This is a genomic window from Spirochaetales bacterium (assembly GCA_016930085.1).
Lineage (GTDB): Bacteria > Spirochaetota > Spirochaetia > SZUA-6 > JAFGRV01 > JAFGHO01.
On sequence record JAFGHO010000066.1, the window covers coordinates 28,343 to 43,169 of the forward strand.

15 protein-coding genes and 1 riboswitch are annotated in these 14,827 nt (G+C 49.6%); of the genes, 5 read left to right on the forward strand and 10 right to left on the reverse strand.

Annotated elements, in window-relative coordinates; translation table 11 throughout:
* The first annotated feature begins 8 nt into the window (after positions 1 to 8).
* Entirely contained in the window at positions 9 to 164 is a 156-nt protein-coding gene (locus tag JW881_11800) for a hypothetical protein (protein ID MBN1698189.1), read from the forward strand.
* A gap of 67 nt (positions 165 to 231) precedes the next feature.
* Here the strand turns inward: JW881_11800 and JW881_11805 are convergent, their stop codons facing one another.
* From JW881_11805 to JW881_11845, 9 genes are all read right to left on the reverse strand, one after another.
* Positions 232 to 873, reverse strand: a complete 642-nt coding sequence (locus tag JW881_11805) for an energy transducer TonB (GenBank protein ID MBN1698190.1) — start codon at positions 871 to 873, stop codon at positions 232 to 234.
* Positions 870 to 1,292, reverse strand: coding sequence for a biopolymer transporter ExbD (locus JW881_11810; GenBank protein ID MBN1698191.1), 423 nt, complete (start codon positions 1,290 to 1,292; stop codon positions 870 to 872). The genes JW881_11805 and JW881_11810 overlap by 4 nt, the downstream gene beginning before the upstream one ends.
* Positions 1,289 to 1,855 (reverse strand): MotA/TolQ/ExbB proton channel family protein, encoded by a 567-nt coding sequence (locus JW881_11815; protein MBN1698192.1) that lies wholly within the window; start codon positions 1,853 to 1,855, stop codon positions 1,289 to 1,291. The genes JW881_11810 and JW881_11815 overlap by 4 nt, the downstream gene beginning before the upstream one ends.
* 75 nt (positions 1,856 to 1,930) lie before the next feature.
* Positions 1,931 to 3,004: a hypothetical protein gene (locus JW881_11820; protein ID MBN1698193.1), complete on the reverse strand. Its 1,074-nt coding sequence runs from the start codon at positions 3,002 to 3,004 to the stop codon at positions 1,931 to 1,933.
* A 24-nt stretch (positions 3,005 to 3,028) separates the two neighbouring features.
* Positions 3,029 to 5,008, reverse strand: a complete 1,980-nt coding sequence (locus tag JW881_11825; protein MBN1698194.1) for a TonB-dependent receptor — start codon at positions 5,006 to 5,008, stop codon at positions 3,029 to 3,031.
* Positions 5,009 to 5,170: 162 nt separating this feature from the next.
* Positions 5,171 to 5,366: riboswitch (cobalamin riboswitch) on the reverse strand.
* Positions 5,367 to 5,414: 48 nt separating this feature from the next.
* Positions 5,415 to 6,929, reverse strand: coding sequence for a DUF1846 domain-containing protein (locus JW881_11830; protein MBN1698195.1), 1,515 nt, complete (start codon positions 6,927 to 6,929; stop codon positions 5,415 to 5,417).
* 136 nt (positions 6,930 to 7,065) lie between these two features.
* Positions 7,066 to 7,989 (reverse strand): transcriptional regulator, encoded by a 924-nt coding sequence (locus tag JW881_11835; protein ID MBN1698196.1) that lies wholly within the window; start codon positions 7,987 to 7,989, stop codon positions 7,066 to 7,068.
* A 12-nt stretch (positions 7,990 to 8,001) separates the two neighbouring features.
* Positions 8,002 to 8,661 (reverse strand): metallophosphoesterase, encoded by a 660-nt coding sequence (locus tag JW881_11840; GenBank protein ID MBN1698197.1) that lies wholly within the window; start codon positions 8,659 to 8,661, stop codon positions 8,002 to 8,004.
* A 170-nt stretch (positions 8,662 to 8,831) separates the two neighbouring features.
* Entirely contained in the window at positions 8,832 to 10,193 is a 1,362-nt protein-coding gene (locus JW881_11845; GenBank protein ID MBN1698198.1) for a tetratricopeptide repeat protein, read from the reverse strand.
* Positions 10,194 to 10,439: 246 nt separating this feature from the next.
* Between JW881_11845 and JW881_11850 the strand changes: the two genes are divergently transcribed.
* The 4 genes from JW881_11850 to JW881_11865 all read left to right on the forward strand — a co-directional run bounded on the left by JW881_11850 (position 10,440) and on the right by JW881_11865 (position 14,343).
* Positions 10,440 to 11,126, forward strand: a complete 687-nt coding sequence (locus tag JW881_11850; protein MBN1698199.1) for a tetratricopeptide repeat protein — start codon at positions 10,440 to 10,442, stop codon at positions 11,124 to 11,126.
* Positions 11,127 to 11,241: 115 nt separating this feature from the next.
* On the forward strand, positions 11,242 to 13,053 hold the full coding sequence (locus JW881_11855; GenBank protein MBN1698200.1) for a tetratricopeptide repeat protein: 1,812 nt from the start codon (positions 11,242 to 11,244) through the stop codon (positions 13,051 to 13,053).
* 561 nt (positions 13,054 to 13,614) lie between these two features.
* Positions 13,615 to 14,133: a hypothetical protein gene (locus tag JW881_11860; GenBank protein ID MBN1698201.1), complete on the forward strand. Its 519-nt coding sequence runs from the start codon at positions 13,615 to 13,617 to the stop codon at positions 14,131 to 14,133.
* A gap of 69 nt (positions 14,134 to 14,202) precedes the next feature.
* Complete coding sequence (locus JW881_11865; GenBank protein ID MBN1698202.1) at positions 14,203 to 14,343, forward strand: hypothetical protein; 141 nt, start codon at positions 14,203 to 14,205, stop codon at positions 14,341 to 14,343.
* A 125-nt stretch (positions 14,344 to 14,468) separates the two neighbouring features.
* On the opposite strand, the gene JW881_11870 is transcribed toward JW881_11865, so the two are convergent.
* Positions 14,469 to 14,827: hypothetical protein (locus JW881_11870; protein MBN1698203.1), on the reverse strand; the 359-nt coding region annotated here is incomplete at its 5' end.

A 14,827-nucleotide genomic window follows, 5' to 3' on the forward strand; every position in this document is an offset into this window, starting at 1 on the left:
GAGGTGTCATGGCCGAAGACTCAAACACATCAAACGATTCTGCGAACAATAATATCGTCATCGAAATAGCTTATAACGATTTTATAAACAAAAAGCGGGAATTAGCCACCGGAAATGAATATGAAATTATCCTGAAAATCGAAGAGTTTCACTACTCGATGTAATGGCATTTCGCTTTCCGTCAAAGCGTTTTTTCCGTCCCGATACATCGATCGGACGAAAGACGCCCCCTTATTCCTCGAGGCTGTAGGTGATGGTAACCTCAAGCGTCACCGTTTTACCCAGGTTGTGCCGGTAGGGCAATACCGATTTGATGACGGAAACAGCCGCCCGCTCGAGGATCGACGATCCCTCTTTTGACGTTATCCTGCATCCGAGATAGTCACCGTCAGAGTCGATGGTAAACGAAATCCCCACCGTTCCCTCGAGATTTCTTCGCCGCGCGGCGCGCGGATAGACGGTATTCTTTCGTATTCTTTCGTAAAGCCCCCTGAATACCTCGGCCGGGTCGGGTTCGATATCTTTTCCCGTTCCCGTTGTATTGATTGTCGTCTCCTGTCCTTCTCTTCCGGCCGTCTCTGGAAGACCGTTATCGGGTGATGTATCGTGGTTAACAGGTTCGGATGACAGGGTGTTTCCCGATTCTTTCTCGACCGTCAATGGAGAATGTTTTTTAACCAACGCCGTTTGTTCATTCCGTTCATGATTCCGGGCGGGAATATAGGTCAACGTCGCCTTCATGCCCCCTTCATGCGACGCCGATCCTTCGGCTGTATCCGCGGGGGGGGAATATGAGAGGACACAGAAGGCGGCGGCATGAAGCATGCCGGAAAAGAGGAATGAAAGCCATACCCGGTACCGTTTGTCGTTCATAAATCTTTTTCAGGTTTCTTTTCCACAATGAAACGGAAGTGTTCCGCCCCCGATTCTTTAGCGATGTCCATGACCTCGATGACATCCTGAAAGGGCACATCGAGTCCCACCTGCAGTCCCACTTCCTTCTCTTCACGGTCCGAAAGAAGATCCCCGAGCGCGGCGAGAAGTGCGGAAAGCGGGACGGGTGCGCCGTCGAGCAGGATCGTTCCGTTTTTCTGTATCGTAACGAGAAGCGGCGATTCGGGGAGGATCAGGCCCTGATCGGATTCGGGGAGTTCGACGGGAATCTGCGGCCTGCTGTAATATGAGGTAAGCAGGAAGAAAATCAAAAGGAGGAAAACCATATCGATCAGCGGGGTAATCTCGGGCCCGTGGTCGTCATACTCGTCATGTTCGAAATTTTTGAACTCGATCATCGTTTTATGAGTGAAATCAACTCCTCTCCCGTGTGTTTCATCTGAAAGGCGATGTGGCGGAGACGGCCGAGGTAAAGGTGATAGGCGATCAGGGCCGGTATGCCGACAATAAGGCCGAACACGGTAGTGATGAGCGCCTCCCAGATGCCGCCCGCAAGCAGGGAGGCATCTGGTACCGCATCGACGGAGGCGATCGTCTGAAACGCCCTGACCATACCGGTGACCGTTCCGAGCAGGCCGATCATGGGCGCGATTTTCCCGATCAGTGCGAGGAGATGAAGGCGGTTTTTCAGAGAATTGAGCAGCCGGTCGCCCAGAAGCGAGATGTCGCGTTCGATTGCCTCTTCCGGTTCGTTTCGCCTGAGGAATATTTCCCTGACGAGGATCCGTACCGGTGCGCTATTACGTGCCAAAGATGAACGCACCACATCGGCCTTCCCCGACCCGAAAACCTCCGGGATCGACGGAAGGTCTTTCCGCTTTATTCCCGAACGGAAAAAGACAAACGCGCGTTCGATAACGATCGCGAGTGTCATGAGGGAACATATCAGAAGGGGGTACATAAGAATTCCCCCTTTGTGAAACAAATCGATTATCACGGCCATTTTTTTCTTTTTTTTCCCGGCATACAACCCCTTTTATCGTGATTGATCAGCGAGCATGAGGTAGCTGTTCTTCATGTAATTATTGATCGTCACATAAAGTATTCCGTTTTCCAGAATGATATCCTGAAGGCCTGTCGCTGTCAAGGGAACGGTCCCTTTGAGGATGGTGAATCCCGAATCCGGTGTCGAGGGATCGAATGAATAGACACCGCCGTTGTAATGAGTGACATACGCCATGTGCTCGTCCGCGAACGCCATATACTGCGCGCTTATCGACGCGCTCTGAGAAAAATGGGAAGTCACCGCGGCAGGGCTTTCCGGGTCGAACCGGTGGACGCCCATCGATCCGCTCGATGTCAGCCCGACGAGGACATACGCATACCCGCCGTCGAAGTAGATGTCGCCGGTGGAACCGGCGGCCGTGGTCGTGAGAAAAACGATGTTCGATCCGTCCGGGCCGCATGTGAAGATGTCGCCGTCTGAGGTATCGGTAATGTAGAGGAAGCCGGATGCAGGATCGACACCTATTTTTGAAAGTCCGTCCCGGTCGGTTGGCGCGCCGTCATTGAGATCGACCGTCGATGTTATTATGCCCGTTACTGCGTCGATGATAAAGAGGGTGTTCTCGATAGGTTCCATCCATGTTGTATTGACGACATAGACCTTGTCGCCGTGTAATGCCAGATCGGCGCCGGGAGCGCCGCCCCCGGTCACCGGGACCGCGCTCCATCCGTTTTCGGGAAGCGACGTATCGATATACGCGGTACCCGTCGTGCTGCCGGTGACATAGATCCGTTTCGAACCGGCATGATACGCCATCGCGGCGATATCGGTGCCGACGACTCCCGTAGAGGAAACTAAACCGGTTTCAGGATCGTATGAGGCGAGCGAACCGGTCCCCGCGTAGCTGTTGAAACCGATCAGGATGTTTCCGTCGAGAGCCAGAAGGGGAGTGGCACCGCCCGAACCGAGGTCGATCAATACAGGCGGCTCATCGTCATAGGGCTTTTCTTCTTTTTCAAACAGACCGCATCCGCTGAAGGTGATGATGATCATACAGACGGAAAGCCATAGAAAACCTGAGTACGACAATTGTCTTTTTTTCATGATTACTCCTTACATAAAACCTTGTTATCGAACATTCAATTCAAACCCCGTGCGAAAGGTAAATCCCGGCAGGGGGTAGTTGCCAATACTTTCCCGTGATTCGTCAAAGAGATTATCCACGGAAAAAGAGAGTGTCGCTGATTTTGAGAGAAAAAGTTTGAGGTGGAGATCGAGGATGAGATACGGATCGAGTGTCGAGGAAGTGGCTACGGAGAGAAATCGTTTTCCTTCGTAGCGGGCGGAGATGGAATACATCAACCGCTTTTCATGATACGTCAATTGTGCGGCGAGATTATGAAGGGGGACCAGGGGAACGCGTTTGTCGTCGGATATGTCGATGTCGCCGGTGAGGGCGAAAGAGTAGATGAATGTATAGTCTAAAGCTACCTCGAAGGAATCCGGCAACCCGATTTTCCATGATGTTTCGAATCCCGGGTAAATCCCCTTTCCGTGGTTTGTCGGCCGCCAGATGGTGTCGGGGCCTGGCAGCCAGAGGATCACCTCATCGATATAACGGAAAAAAAAGAAACAGGTGTATGCGATATTTTCGGCCGAGCCGCATATGCCAAGGTCGCCTTCATACCCTTGTTCCGGTGCGAGATCGGGATTTCCTTCCGCAAAAGCGTCCGCAGGCCAGTAAAGGTCATTGAAGGTCGGTGCACGGAAAGAACGGCTGAAACTCCCTTTTATCGATTGCGAATCGGAGAAAAGCAGGCTGAACCCGGCGCGGAAGGTGAGACTGTTTCCGAAATCGGAAAAATAATCGTATCTGAAAGCCGGCCGGATCGTGAGATCCGGTGAGGGAAAGAGGGGAACCTCAATGAATCCCGACACATTATTCCGTTCACGCTTTCCCATGTCCGTGCTGTCAAGGCGGTCGGCGGAGAAGGTTCCTCCGTAGAGGAGGGAAATATAGTCGGATAGCATCAACTCCTGCGTGAGGTCGCAACCGAAAGAGAATGTCGTATGGGTCGAATCGACCCCGGCATGGGGGTCGGTATAATCGAGTGAATGATACTGCATAAAGCCCTTGAGATCGAGGGTGATGAGGTCGGTGAAAAACTTTTGACTCGTCATTCCGAGTGTGCATCCCGCCATGGCTTCCCGTTGCGAAGCATCGGGTGTGGTCGATCCCAGCTCTCCGGGTGAGCCATGTTCGTGATACAGCCCCATACCGGAGAAATCGATACACCAGGACTCTCCGGTGTACCTCATATCGATCGACCCGTCGCACCCCAGAAGGCCCGAGTTTTCACGGATTCTGGATTCACCCGTCAGATCGATGAACGGGTATTCGTTTGCCGCCCTGATGCCATTAATCGCGCAGATACATGAAAGCGGACCGATCGGGATGCCGAAACCGATGGTGAGTTTTTGCGTATCGACGAGACTCATGAGATCGGGCGGCGCCAAGTATTCGTCGCTTCCCGAACCTTTGAACGCCCCTTGCGGGAGATAGCTTGCGTTTTCGAGCCCCACCCGTAAAAAGGCTTTGCCCGTTTTTCGGGTGATGATATTGATCACACCGCCGATCGCGTCCGCCCCGTAGAGGGCGCTCGTTCCCCCGCGTACTATTTCGATGCGTTCGATATTTTCGAGGGGGATGAGTGAGATATCGGCGCCGCCGTGCGAACCGATCACCCGCACGCCGTTGACCAGAACGAGGACCTGGGTGGATGTGGAACCGCGTATGGTAACGGCTTCAACCGACCCTTCCGGTCCGTAATCCGATATAGAGACGCCCGTCCGCTTTTCGAGTACCTGTGAAAGGGTGGTTGCGCCTATGTTTTCGATGTCGGTTTCGGTCAAAACGGTCACATGTTGAGAAACACCGGTTAATGATGTTTCGCTGCGGGTCGCGGTGACCACGACCTCTTCGAGGGCGATCCGGATCGATTCCTCTTCTTCCTCCTGTTTTTCCGTACCGGTATCCGGATTATCGGCCGCAGAAAAAAAAGCGGGCGCCGTCATTATACAGAGGATCATGATGAACAATCTGGCCATATGAAGGTCTCCTGTTTTTTACGTTACGGGTCGCTTTACTCCGGAAGAAAAACTCAAGAAATACGGTGTCGATGAGAAATGACGGTGCGTTTTGATACGGCTTTTATCTCTGTGAGAGAAATACCTGATACGGCAGAATACTGCTTTATTCATCTTCCCTTACCTCGAGGTTTTTTTTCCGGAGGGTATCCTGGCTTCCGGTTCATCCTATTCACGGCCGCCTTCTCACCCCCTCATATGATGTTCGTCACATCTTGAGGCAGGCAATGGCTTTCATGCCGCTTTCGTCCCCGGTTACAGTGGCGGGACCGCTGCGGATTCACACCGCATTCCGCTCTCCTGAAAACATTATATGGATAACACTATCATGGCAGGAAGGTATTGTCAAGAAGACGGGTACCCTACGTTACCCCAGAAAAAGGTCCTTGGTCGCGAAATTCGGTTCACCGGTCAGATTGACACCGAGTTTTCTCAGGCCCGCCTCGTCGCCGGGAGAAGGGATATGGGTCATATGGACCTCGCACCCCTTGAAGCTTTTCAGTTTTTCAAGGGCGATCGAGGCGACCGGGTTACTCGTCGCGCTGATACTGAGGGCGATCAGTGTTTCCTCGAGATCGAGACTCAATTGTTTTGAAGCGTAGACGTCGCTTTTCAGTTTCCACACGGAGGCGATAATCGATTCGGGAAGGAGATGGATCGTGTCGGGAATCTGCGCGAGATATTTGATCGCGTTCAATACCATGGCGGACGCCGAATGCATCACCGTCGAGTTTTTCCCAGTGACGATCGTTCCGTCGGGAAGCTCGATTGCCGCGCCGCAGAAGATACCATTGTGTCCCTTTCCCGTTTGTCGGGCCTCTTCCGCCGCCTTACGCGCGGGAATGACTGTATTTCTCGATTCCGGAGTCAGACCGAGTTCTTCCATGAGAAGGATGTTCTTTTCGACCGTATGATAATCGGAAAGTCCCGCTCTGTATTCGCATGAGTAACGGAAATACCGTCTGATGACTTCCTGTCCTGCTGCCTCCCGGACAGCCTCGTCGTCGGTGATACCATAGCCGGCGCGATTGACCCCCATGTCCGTCGGGGACTTGTAAACGGACTCGCCGCCCGTAATTTTTTCGAGGATACGCTTTAGAACCGGAAATATCTCGAGATCCCGGTTGTAATTGACGACCTTCTCCCCGTACGCCTCGAGATGAAAATGATCGATAAGGTTGACATCGGCGAGATCCGCGGTTGCCGCTTCATAAGCGATATTGACCGGATGCTTGATGGGGAGGTTCCAGATGGGGAATGTTTCGAACTTCGCGTATCCGGAATGAATGCCGTGTTTGTAATCGTGATAAAGCTGTGAAAGGCATGTGGCGAGTTTGCCGCTTCCCGGACCCGGACCGGTGACGACGACGAGCGGCCGGTTCGTTTCGATATATTCGTTCGCACCGTAGCCTGAATCACTGACGATGAGATCGACATCGGTGGGATACCCCTTGGTGTAGCGGTGCGTGTAGACCTTGATGCCGTTTCGCATCAGCTTGTTCTTGAAAACCATGGCCGCGGGCTGTTCTTCGAATCTGGTAATGACGACCCCGACGATATCGAGACCCCATTCCCGTAGATCGTCGATAAGTTTGAGGGCGTCGGTATCATAGGTGATCCCGAAATCGGCCCTTACTTTTTTCCGTTCGATGTCGCCCGAATAGATACAGAGGATAATCGCCACATTGTCCTTCATTTTTCTGAGAAGCCGCATTTTGACATTCGGATCGAATCCCGGAAGAACCCGGGATGCGTGGTAGTCGAACAAAAGCTTTCCGCCGAACTCGAGGTAGAGTTTGTTGTTGAATCTGCGTACCCGATCGAGAATGGCTGCTTCCTGTTCTTTGAGATATTTTTCATTGTCGAAACAGCATGGAATCATACAATCGCCTTTCTTTCTTGTCGATGCGCCGTCGCGTCCGGTGCGTATTGTAATATATTCCGGAGTTTATTGCTACCTCCCGGGGCGGGGAATACGGGTCTTTTTCGCAGTTGAAACAGTGATGAAAAAAATGCCGTTATCGTTTCCGCTTCATTATCTTAAAACCGATGCGGCGCAGAATCTCTTTTATCTGGTCAAAAAAACTCTTTCCGTATTTTTGCGAGAAATCCAGTACCGCCTGTTTCAGGGAAAAATCGTGCCCGTATCGTTCCTTCAGTTCATGCCAGTGCCGGACGATCCAGACATAGAGGTCCGCCGGTGTCCGTTCGGGGAAACGGTTCAATATATTTTCTTTGGTGATAATGGTGATTATCGGAATAAACACATTGTCGTACCAGGAAAGCATCGCTTTTCCGAACGGGATTTCTTCCTCCTGATCGATATTGATAAAATACTTGTGGCCGTTGATATGTTTTATGATGTCGTCGTACCGTCCGATCGAGGTAAACTCGATGGAGCATTCGGGCCGCAATACATCAAGGTGGGTGGCCTCGAAAAACCGCTCCTTTTCAAAAGCGATGACGGCATTGCTGAGGTCTTTGCGTCCCATCTCCGGTGTTATCGTAATTTCGGTATCGAGGGAGATCACTTCGGCGTCGATGAACGCGGCGCCCTGCATCTTCGCCACCGAAACCCGGTGATTTCCGTCGCGCACGAAATAGACCCCGCCGATCTCATAGAGTTTGACGGCGGGAAGTATTTTATTCTGATGATGGGCCATGTCCACTCGCTGCCATCTTCTCCGGAGGTGCTGGTACCGCGGAAGGAAACGCTTGTTGAAATCCTTGTACCGTCCTTCGCTTCCCACGATCAGTGAAATCTCGACGGGAAAAGTGCCCTTGTAGGTCGTCGATTTCGGTTTGAGAATGGACTTTATGTCATCGAAGGCGAGGAGTTCATCCTTTTCATTTTTAAGCAGGGCGAAAATCTTCGCGAAAACCTCACGCGTTCGAGCGCGGTCAAAATCGACCTGTACTTGTTCGTTGTATGAATATATCATTTGTTCTTTTCCTCATAATTCAATAATACAGTAGTTGTATGCGTTCACTACCATCGTGTCACAGAAGGCGTCTTTTCTTTTGTCTTCGAGGCTGTAAAGATGCACATGGCCGTGAACAAGATACGCCGGTTTGAACAGTTTCATAAAAAGCCGGAATACCTTGAAACCCCGGTGACATCTGTCTTTTTTGTCATGGAGACCGTAGGGGGGTGAATGGGTGAGGAGAATATCCAGAAACCGGTTATGAAATATCCTGTTCCACAGCAGCCGGGGCAGAAGGTGAAGCATTTTAAGAAACATGGTAAACTCGGTAAACTGGTTTTTACCGCCGTTATACCAGATGCTTCCCCCGAGTCCCGCGATCAATACGCCCTTTTCCTTGACGATTTTTGAATCAACGTAGGTGGCGCCTACTGCGAGTTCCTGTCTTTTTTTATGCATCCGCATGTATGATTCCACACCGTAATCCTTTTTATAATATTCTATCCCTTTTAACCGGTGATTTCCAAATACAAAAAAAAGCGGCTTGTTCAAATTTGTGGTGATAAAATCATAGTAGCTGAGTCTGAGATCGCCCGCACTCAGAACAAAATCGATATCGGGAAAGCGGGTTTTGATATTACAGCTGTACACCCTCGGATCGATGTGATCGGCAATACAGAGGATTTTCATTTCATCACCGCTTTCCGCCCGGCGATTCGTCGTGCGGTGTTATGGTGCGAGATTTCTTTGTTCATATATCCGTATTTCCGTGTCTTTCCAAAAAACCGTTACCGGTTACATATTTTTATTATAAATCCCGGTCGATGTAAAGACGTCCCGTGCCTCTATTCGGATCGTTTTTATTTCGTCGTCTGGTTGAGATATTCCTGTAATTTGTCTTTGTCGAAAAGATCGATCGGCCGCGTTTCCGCGAAATCCATGGCGGGTTTCGAATATCCCGATGTCGTAAATACAATCCCCCGGTTGACGTTCAGTTTCTTCATTTCTTCATGAATCGAGCGCACCGTCGCATCCTTGATCACATCCGAAATACGGTAAAAGCGGATGAGCCGAGGAAGCTTTCGTGCATTCCTCCATTTCGATTCCGCTTCGACGGCAATGATCTGGCAGCCGTTCGCGAGTTCGGTTGTTTCCCTTATTTCGAGGTTCATGGCGGCAACGACTTCCCTGCACATCGACATGAAGACATCGTTTTTCGATGTCAGATAATCCTTCACCCTGTCGTCGATTCTGAGTTCCTGGTACTGGCTCAACTTGCCCGAGACGTCCAGAAAGTTCGGTTTTTTCGCATATATTTTTTCCCAGTTTTCGACCGCCCGTTCGATATCCCGGATTTTTTCATACGCTTCGGCAAGGTAGTAGCGGCCGTAGAGGGTGTCGTTATCCCCTTCGTCGGCCGAGTAAGTGAGCGCGCGCTGGAGTTCGGGAATCGCCTTTTCGTATTTGCCCATCATGATCGCGGTATGACCCCGCTCCACCGTCGCCTTCATTTTCAGTTCGGGGCTTTTCTGCGCCTGCTCGAAATGCGCGATCGCGTTCGAAAGATCGTGCGCGTCCTGGAGCAGTTTGGCAAGGAAAAAGTGGGCGTATCTGTTTTCCGGATTGTGCCGCAATGCCAGTTCGAGCTCGATTTTGGCCTCGATCGTCTTTTTCTGGCGGTAGTTAAGATACCCCAATTTGTAGTGCGCGTTCGAATGGCTTTTATCGACGTCGATCGCTTTCTGAAAGTACTGGGCCGCGGCTTCGTTGTTGTTGCGCTCTTCAAAAAGCAGGCCGCATTCATAATAATGCTCCGGATTGAACGGTTCGAGTTGGGCGAGAAGGAGGTATTCCTTCAGGGCTTCTTCCGTCTGCTCGAACTGCTTGTAAAGTTCGGCCACTTCTTTCCTGAAAGGAATTTCCTGGCAATATTGATGATCGAATATGCCGATGTTGTTGACCGTCCGGAACTCGACGAGTGCCATATCGTAATTTTCCTCGGCACAATACGCCTTGCCGAGAATATAATGGGCTGCCGTATTTCTGGGTTCGCGGCCGATCAGCCTTTTTGCGTACCTGATGACATACCCGGTCTTGTTCTGGTTCAGCAGTTCGACCAGTTGTTCGATCCTTCTTGGGCCAAGGATTCTCCTTATCATAATAACGATAAAGACAATCAATCCCAGGCCGATGATGATAATGAGGGCTATCAGTGCAGGAATCATACCTTCATATTCCTTTCACATTGTGTCGTCCATGACCGCGCTTCGCTTTCGCCGTTACATATTGATAATGTGCGCTTGTAACTCTCGTTTTACCTCAATACGGCCGACAATTAACAATATTTCCCGATAAAGGAAGTATTGGTATTACAGATACAATGGTAATTTTTTTCGTTACTTCTGTCAAATATTCTCGTTTAAAAAAATAAGGAATTGTGCTATATTTTTATGAAGGAGGACGGCGAGATGAAAAGCTTTGTTTCAGGCATCGTTTTTATGCTGCTATTTCAGACGCTTTGTTTTCCATCCTATCTGGAGGAAGCGGACAAGCTGCTGCAGGAGAATAAACCGGAAAAAGCGCTTCCCCTCTACGAAATGGCCCTGAGTGAGGATCCGGAAAACGAGAGGATATTTTTAGACCTTGCGTTAGTGTATGAGATGATGAAAAATATCGATAAATCGATAGAAATTCTCAAACGGGGGCTGAATATTGCCCATGAATCGAAATATCTTTTCTATTTCCATCTGGGAAACAACCATTATACATTAAAAAAATACAGTATTGCTCTCGAAATGTATAAGAAGGCGCTTGATTTGAATCCGGGATTACCCGATACCTATGTCAATATGGCAAATACGAAACTCAAGCTTGCACTTGGACTCGAAAGCAGGGATGAGAAAATCGCGGCTTTCGGCGATATTATCAGGGATTACGAAAAATATCTCGAGTTATACCCGAAGACCCCCCAGCGGACGGAAGTCGAAAAAATGATAGCGCTCCTCTCCCACTATATACGGGACAAGGAGGATAGGGAACGGGATCTGGAGAACCTCCTGAAACTGCTCAACTCGGCGGAAGATTCGAGCAAGGTGATCCATGCGGGAACCGACACCCTTGAATCGGACTATGAAGAAGAAGATATCGAGGACTGATTCGTTCGAGCCGGGGCTTCTTGTCGGTATATTTTTATCGTGAAATACCATACATTTTGCCCGGGACGTTATCCGGCACGGGGATGTCAATAATCAACGGAAAGGAATGGATACGGTGGACAGAAAAAAAATTTTACTTGCTATATTTGCCCTTATCCTTATCATCATTATCGTACTCCTCTTCCTCTTTTTTCCTCGCGGGGGAGAAGGAGGAGAAGGCAAGAGAGAGAACGCGATCAAACTTATCGAGCGATATGCCGGGAAAGGGGAGTATGACCGCGCGTTGAATCTTCTGGAAGACCTTTTACTCGACAATCCCGATGACGAGGAGGTGCTCGAACTTCAGGACAGGATACTGGATGAAAAACAGCGTGCCGAACGGGAAAGGGATGTTGCGGACGACAAGGAACGCGACAGGGAACGGCGGCAGATGGATAAACTCATCGAATCGATAAAGGACACTGAACAAAAAGGGCCGCAAGCGACATATTATGAAGAAAAGATAGGCGGCACACCGACACCGAAAAAAAGCAAAGAGGAGACGGTAAAGGATCTCCTTGAAAAGGGAGAAAAGCAGATAGAACTCGGGGATTACGACGGTGCCCGCGATACCCTTGATGACGTACTCGAACTCGACGACGATAATGCCATGGCGCACGCCCTCATCGGCCTGAGTTATATCAGGGAAAATCCGGAGGACGAAAACAGCCAGGATCTTGCCGAGGAAAACGCCAAAAAGTCGGTACAGGAAGATCCGACGCTGGCCCTCCCTCACGAGGTCCTCGCCGAAGTCTATGAACAACGGGGAAAACTCGATGAGGCTGAAAACGAGTGGAAACAGGCCATTATTCTGGACAAGGAAAATTGGGAAGCGTATTACAATCTCGGCGTCGTTCAGTACCGGATGAGGAAATATTCGGATGCGCGAAAATCCTTTGAATCGTGTCTCAAAATAAAACCGAATCATGAAAAGGCCCACTTTAACAAGGGTTTGTGTTATATAAAACTCGGCGACCGTGACGAGGCGATCAAGGCCTTTCAACGGGCCATCTCCTATAAAAAGGATTACGATAAGGCATACTCACAGCTCGGCCAGCTGCTCGACGAGAAAGGGGAGTACGCGGCCGCGGCCGAGGCTTTCAGGAACGCGGTGCGTTATTCACCATCGGACGCCCGCTACCAGCGGTATCTTGCCGATGCGCTGATAAAAACGGGCGATTATACGGGTGCGGAAAAGGCTCTGAAAGAGGCGCTCCGCCTCGAACCCGATTACGTCGACGCGCACTATAAAATGGCGGTCGTCAAATACGACATCGGCAAACCGCAGGAAGCCCTCACGTACGCAAAGGAGGCGGTAAAGGCATTACCGGACAATCCGAAATACAACTACCAGCTGGGTTTAGTCTATGAAGCCTTGAAAGACACGGACAACGCCCAGAAATACTATAAACTGGCGATCGAACTCGACCCGCGATATATCCTTCCCCTTGTCAATCTCGGCAATATATACAAAGCCTCGGGGCTTTACGACATGGCGCTCCCGCTGTTTAGCGCCGCCTACAAACTCGATGCGGACAGCTACATGGTGAACAACAATCTGGGAAGTATCTATATCGCGAAGGAAAGCTTCAGGGAGAGTATTCCGTATCTGGAAAAAGCAGTTTCGCTTGAACCGAACGAAATCGAGCCGCATTACAATCTCGGCGTGGCATACAAGCGTGTGGGGAAAATTTCCGAAGCGAAGAAGGCCTTCAGCGAATGCCTCAGCATCGATCCCTCATACTGGGACGCGTATTACGAATACGCCCTCATCCTCATCGAGGAAGGGGACAAACCGCGGGCGAAGACCCTTCTTCAGACCCTTCTGGCCAAAAAACCGGATTATTCGAAAAAGAGCGAGGTGGAACGCCTGCTTTCGACGCTGTAGGGAGATCGAAAGAAAAAGGAGACAGCGTGCGTGGCTGCCTCCTTTTAAAGTGAAACCTTTTCGCGTATAAGAATTTTATAACACGAAGATCGCGATGCTCACGAAGCGATTGTAAGAGAAAGAGTATGAGTGTTTTTGTTTTAATAAAATTATGAAAAAGAACGTAAAGAAACTGCTTTATTATTACCTAGTAACGTAATATAATAGTGGTATAGCGTAATAATGGAAAAATTAGACAATAAAATACTAATACAGGCACTGACTCTCCTCGAACGACGTTTAAGTCGGCAAAAAGTTCTACTATTAACCTGGTTGTATGCGGTGGTTCGGCATTGATCGCGACGAATCTCGTTTCAAGAACAACAAAGGACATTGATATAATCGCACTGATGGGTTCCGATTCACACCTCATCGACCCGTCACGATCAACGTCTTTTCGATGAAATCCTCGACTGGCTTGATAAAAACGAACGATTCATCAACGTCCAGCGTCTTCGAAATATATTAAAACTGGAAGGTTTCGTTTTTTCCGGAGTTTTCGCCGCTATTGCCGCCCTTATTATGAAAAACAAACCGGAGATAAAATGGAAAGGGCTTGCCCGTAGTGTGAAAACAGGCGGTGATAAAACCGGCCATCTATTTTATCTGAAATCGGGGAATCCTGTTCCTGTTGTCGGAGAAAATGATGCGGTTTTCAGAAAATACGGATTCATACGAAACCCGGTTAAGAACAGGGAGATGTCCGGGGTTTTCCCGGTAAAACAAAAGACAAGCCTCCTGCTTCAGCTTCGTTCTTTTATGGGAATATCTTCACGAAGTGAAACACTTTGTTATCTGATGGTAAACGGGAAGGGTGCCATTCAGGAAATCGCCGATCAGACATATTACGCATGGCGTTCCATTCAGGATGTGCTTTTCGAAATGGGGCATTCCGGCATATTGAGTTTTTTCCCAGCCAAAAAAGGAAGGATCTATTATATAGACAAAGAACCATGGCTGGAAATTTTTCTCAAGAATAAAAAAGAACGTATTCAATGGATCTGCTGGCCGCCTCTTTTCAGGGCCCTGGAGATGATCTGACTCAACCTCTGTGAACCGGGATTTCTCGAATCTTCACACCTTGAAAAGGCTGTTGAAATGAGGGAACTTATGAGTAAAGAGCTTGTACATCGTTTCGAAAAGGCGGGGATGAGAATCATATTGGGAGATGTTACGGGATACTACGGAGAAGCATATCCGGAAGCGTTGTTTTCGAGTTTAATATGCCTGCTGGAACAGCTGAACAAATAATCGACCGGTCAATATATAAAAAACCCCGCCCGCCGGAAACCGGCTTGCGGGGTCTCTGTCATTATCCTGATAGGGGGATATATATAACCGTCAGTTGGACGGTCCTGATTATGTCGATTATACAATCATTCTTCGGCCTCTACGACCTCTTCCTTTTTCAACCGTTTTACGGCGTCCGCTTTTTTTACCTTTGTCACCGGTTTCTTTATTTTGACAACCGGTTCGGCAGCTTTTACCTTTTTGACCGTGGCATTCCGCTTGACTGCCTTTTTGACGCGGGAAGGTGTCGCGGTTTTTGCAGACTCTTTTATAGCGGCATTCCGCTTGACGGCCTTTTTTTCGCCGGTAGAAACAGCGGCTTTCAGCGACTCTTTTTTGGTGACGGCCTTGCCGGCGGCCTTTTTCTTAGCTGTCGACGTTGCCGCTTTCAGCGACTCTTTTTTGGTGACGGCCTTGCCGGCGGCCTTTTTCTTAGCTGTCGACG

What these genes read in the sequence shown, in the direction of transcription:
- JW881_11865 (MBN1698202.1), top strand. Translation starts at nt 14,203, where the DNA reads ATGAGTAAAGAGCTTGTACATCGTTTCGAAAAGGCGGGGATGAGAATC.
- JW881_11850 (MBN1698199.1), top strand. Translation starts at nt 10,440, where the DNA reads ATGAAAAGCTTTGTTTCAGGCATCGTTTTTATGCTGCTATTTCAGACG.
- JW881_11820 (MBN1698193.1), bottom strand. Translation starts at nt 3,004, where the DNA reads ATGAAAAAAAGACAATTGTCGTACTCAGGTTTTCTATGGCTTTCCGTC.
- JW881_11800 (MBN1698189.1), top strand. Translation starts at nt 9, where the DNA reads ATGGCCGAAGACTCAAACACATCAAACGATTCTGCGAACAATAATATC.
- JW881_11840 (MBN1698197.1), bottom strand. Translation starts at nt 8,661, where the DNA reads ATGAAAATCCTCTGTATTGCCGATCACATCGATCCGAGGGTGTACAGC.
- JW881_11810 (MBN1698191.1), bottom strand. Translation starts at nt 1,292, where the DNA reads ATGATCGAGTTCAAAAATTTCGAACATGACGAGTATGACGACCACGGG.
- JW881_11815 (MBN1698192.1), bottom strand. Translation starts at nt 1,855, where the DNA reads ATGTACCCCCTTCTGATATGTTCCCTCATGACACTCGCGATCGTTATC.
- JW881_11830 (MBN1698195.1), bottom strand. Translation starts at nt 6,929, where the DNA reads ATGATTCCATGCTGTTTCGACAATGAAAAATATCTCAAAGAACAGGAA.
- JW881_11805 (MBN1698190.1), bottom strand. Translation starts at nt 873, where the DNA reads ATGAACGACAAACGGTACCGGGTATGGCTTTCATTCCTCTTTTCCGGC.
- JW881_11860 (MBN1698201.1), top strand. Translation starts at nt 13,615, where the DNA reads ATGAAAAACAAACCGGAGATAAAATGGAAAGGGCTTGCCCGTAGTGTG.
- JW881_11835 (MBN1698196.1), bottom strand. Translation starts at nt 7,989, where the DNA reads ATGATATATTCATACAACGAACAAGTACAGGTCGATTTTGACCGCGCT.
- JW881_11825 (MBN1698194.1), bottom strand. Translation starts at nt 5,008, where the DNA reads ATGGCCAGATTGTTCATCATGATCCTCTGTATAATGACGGCGCCCGCT.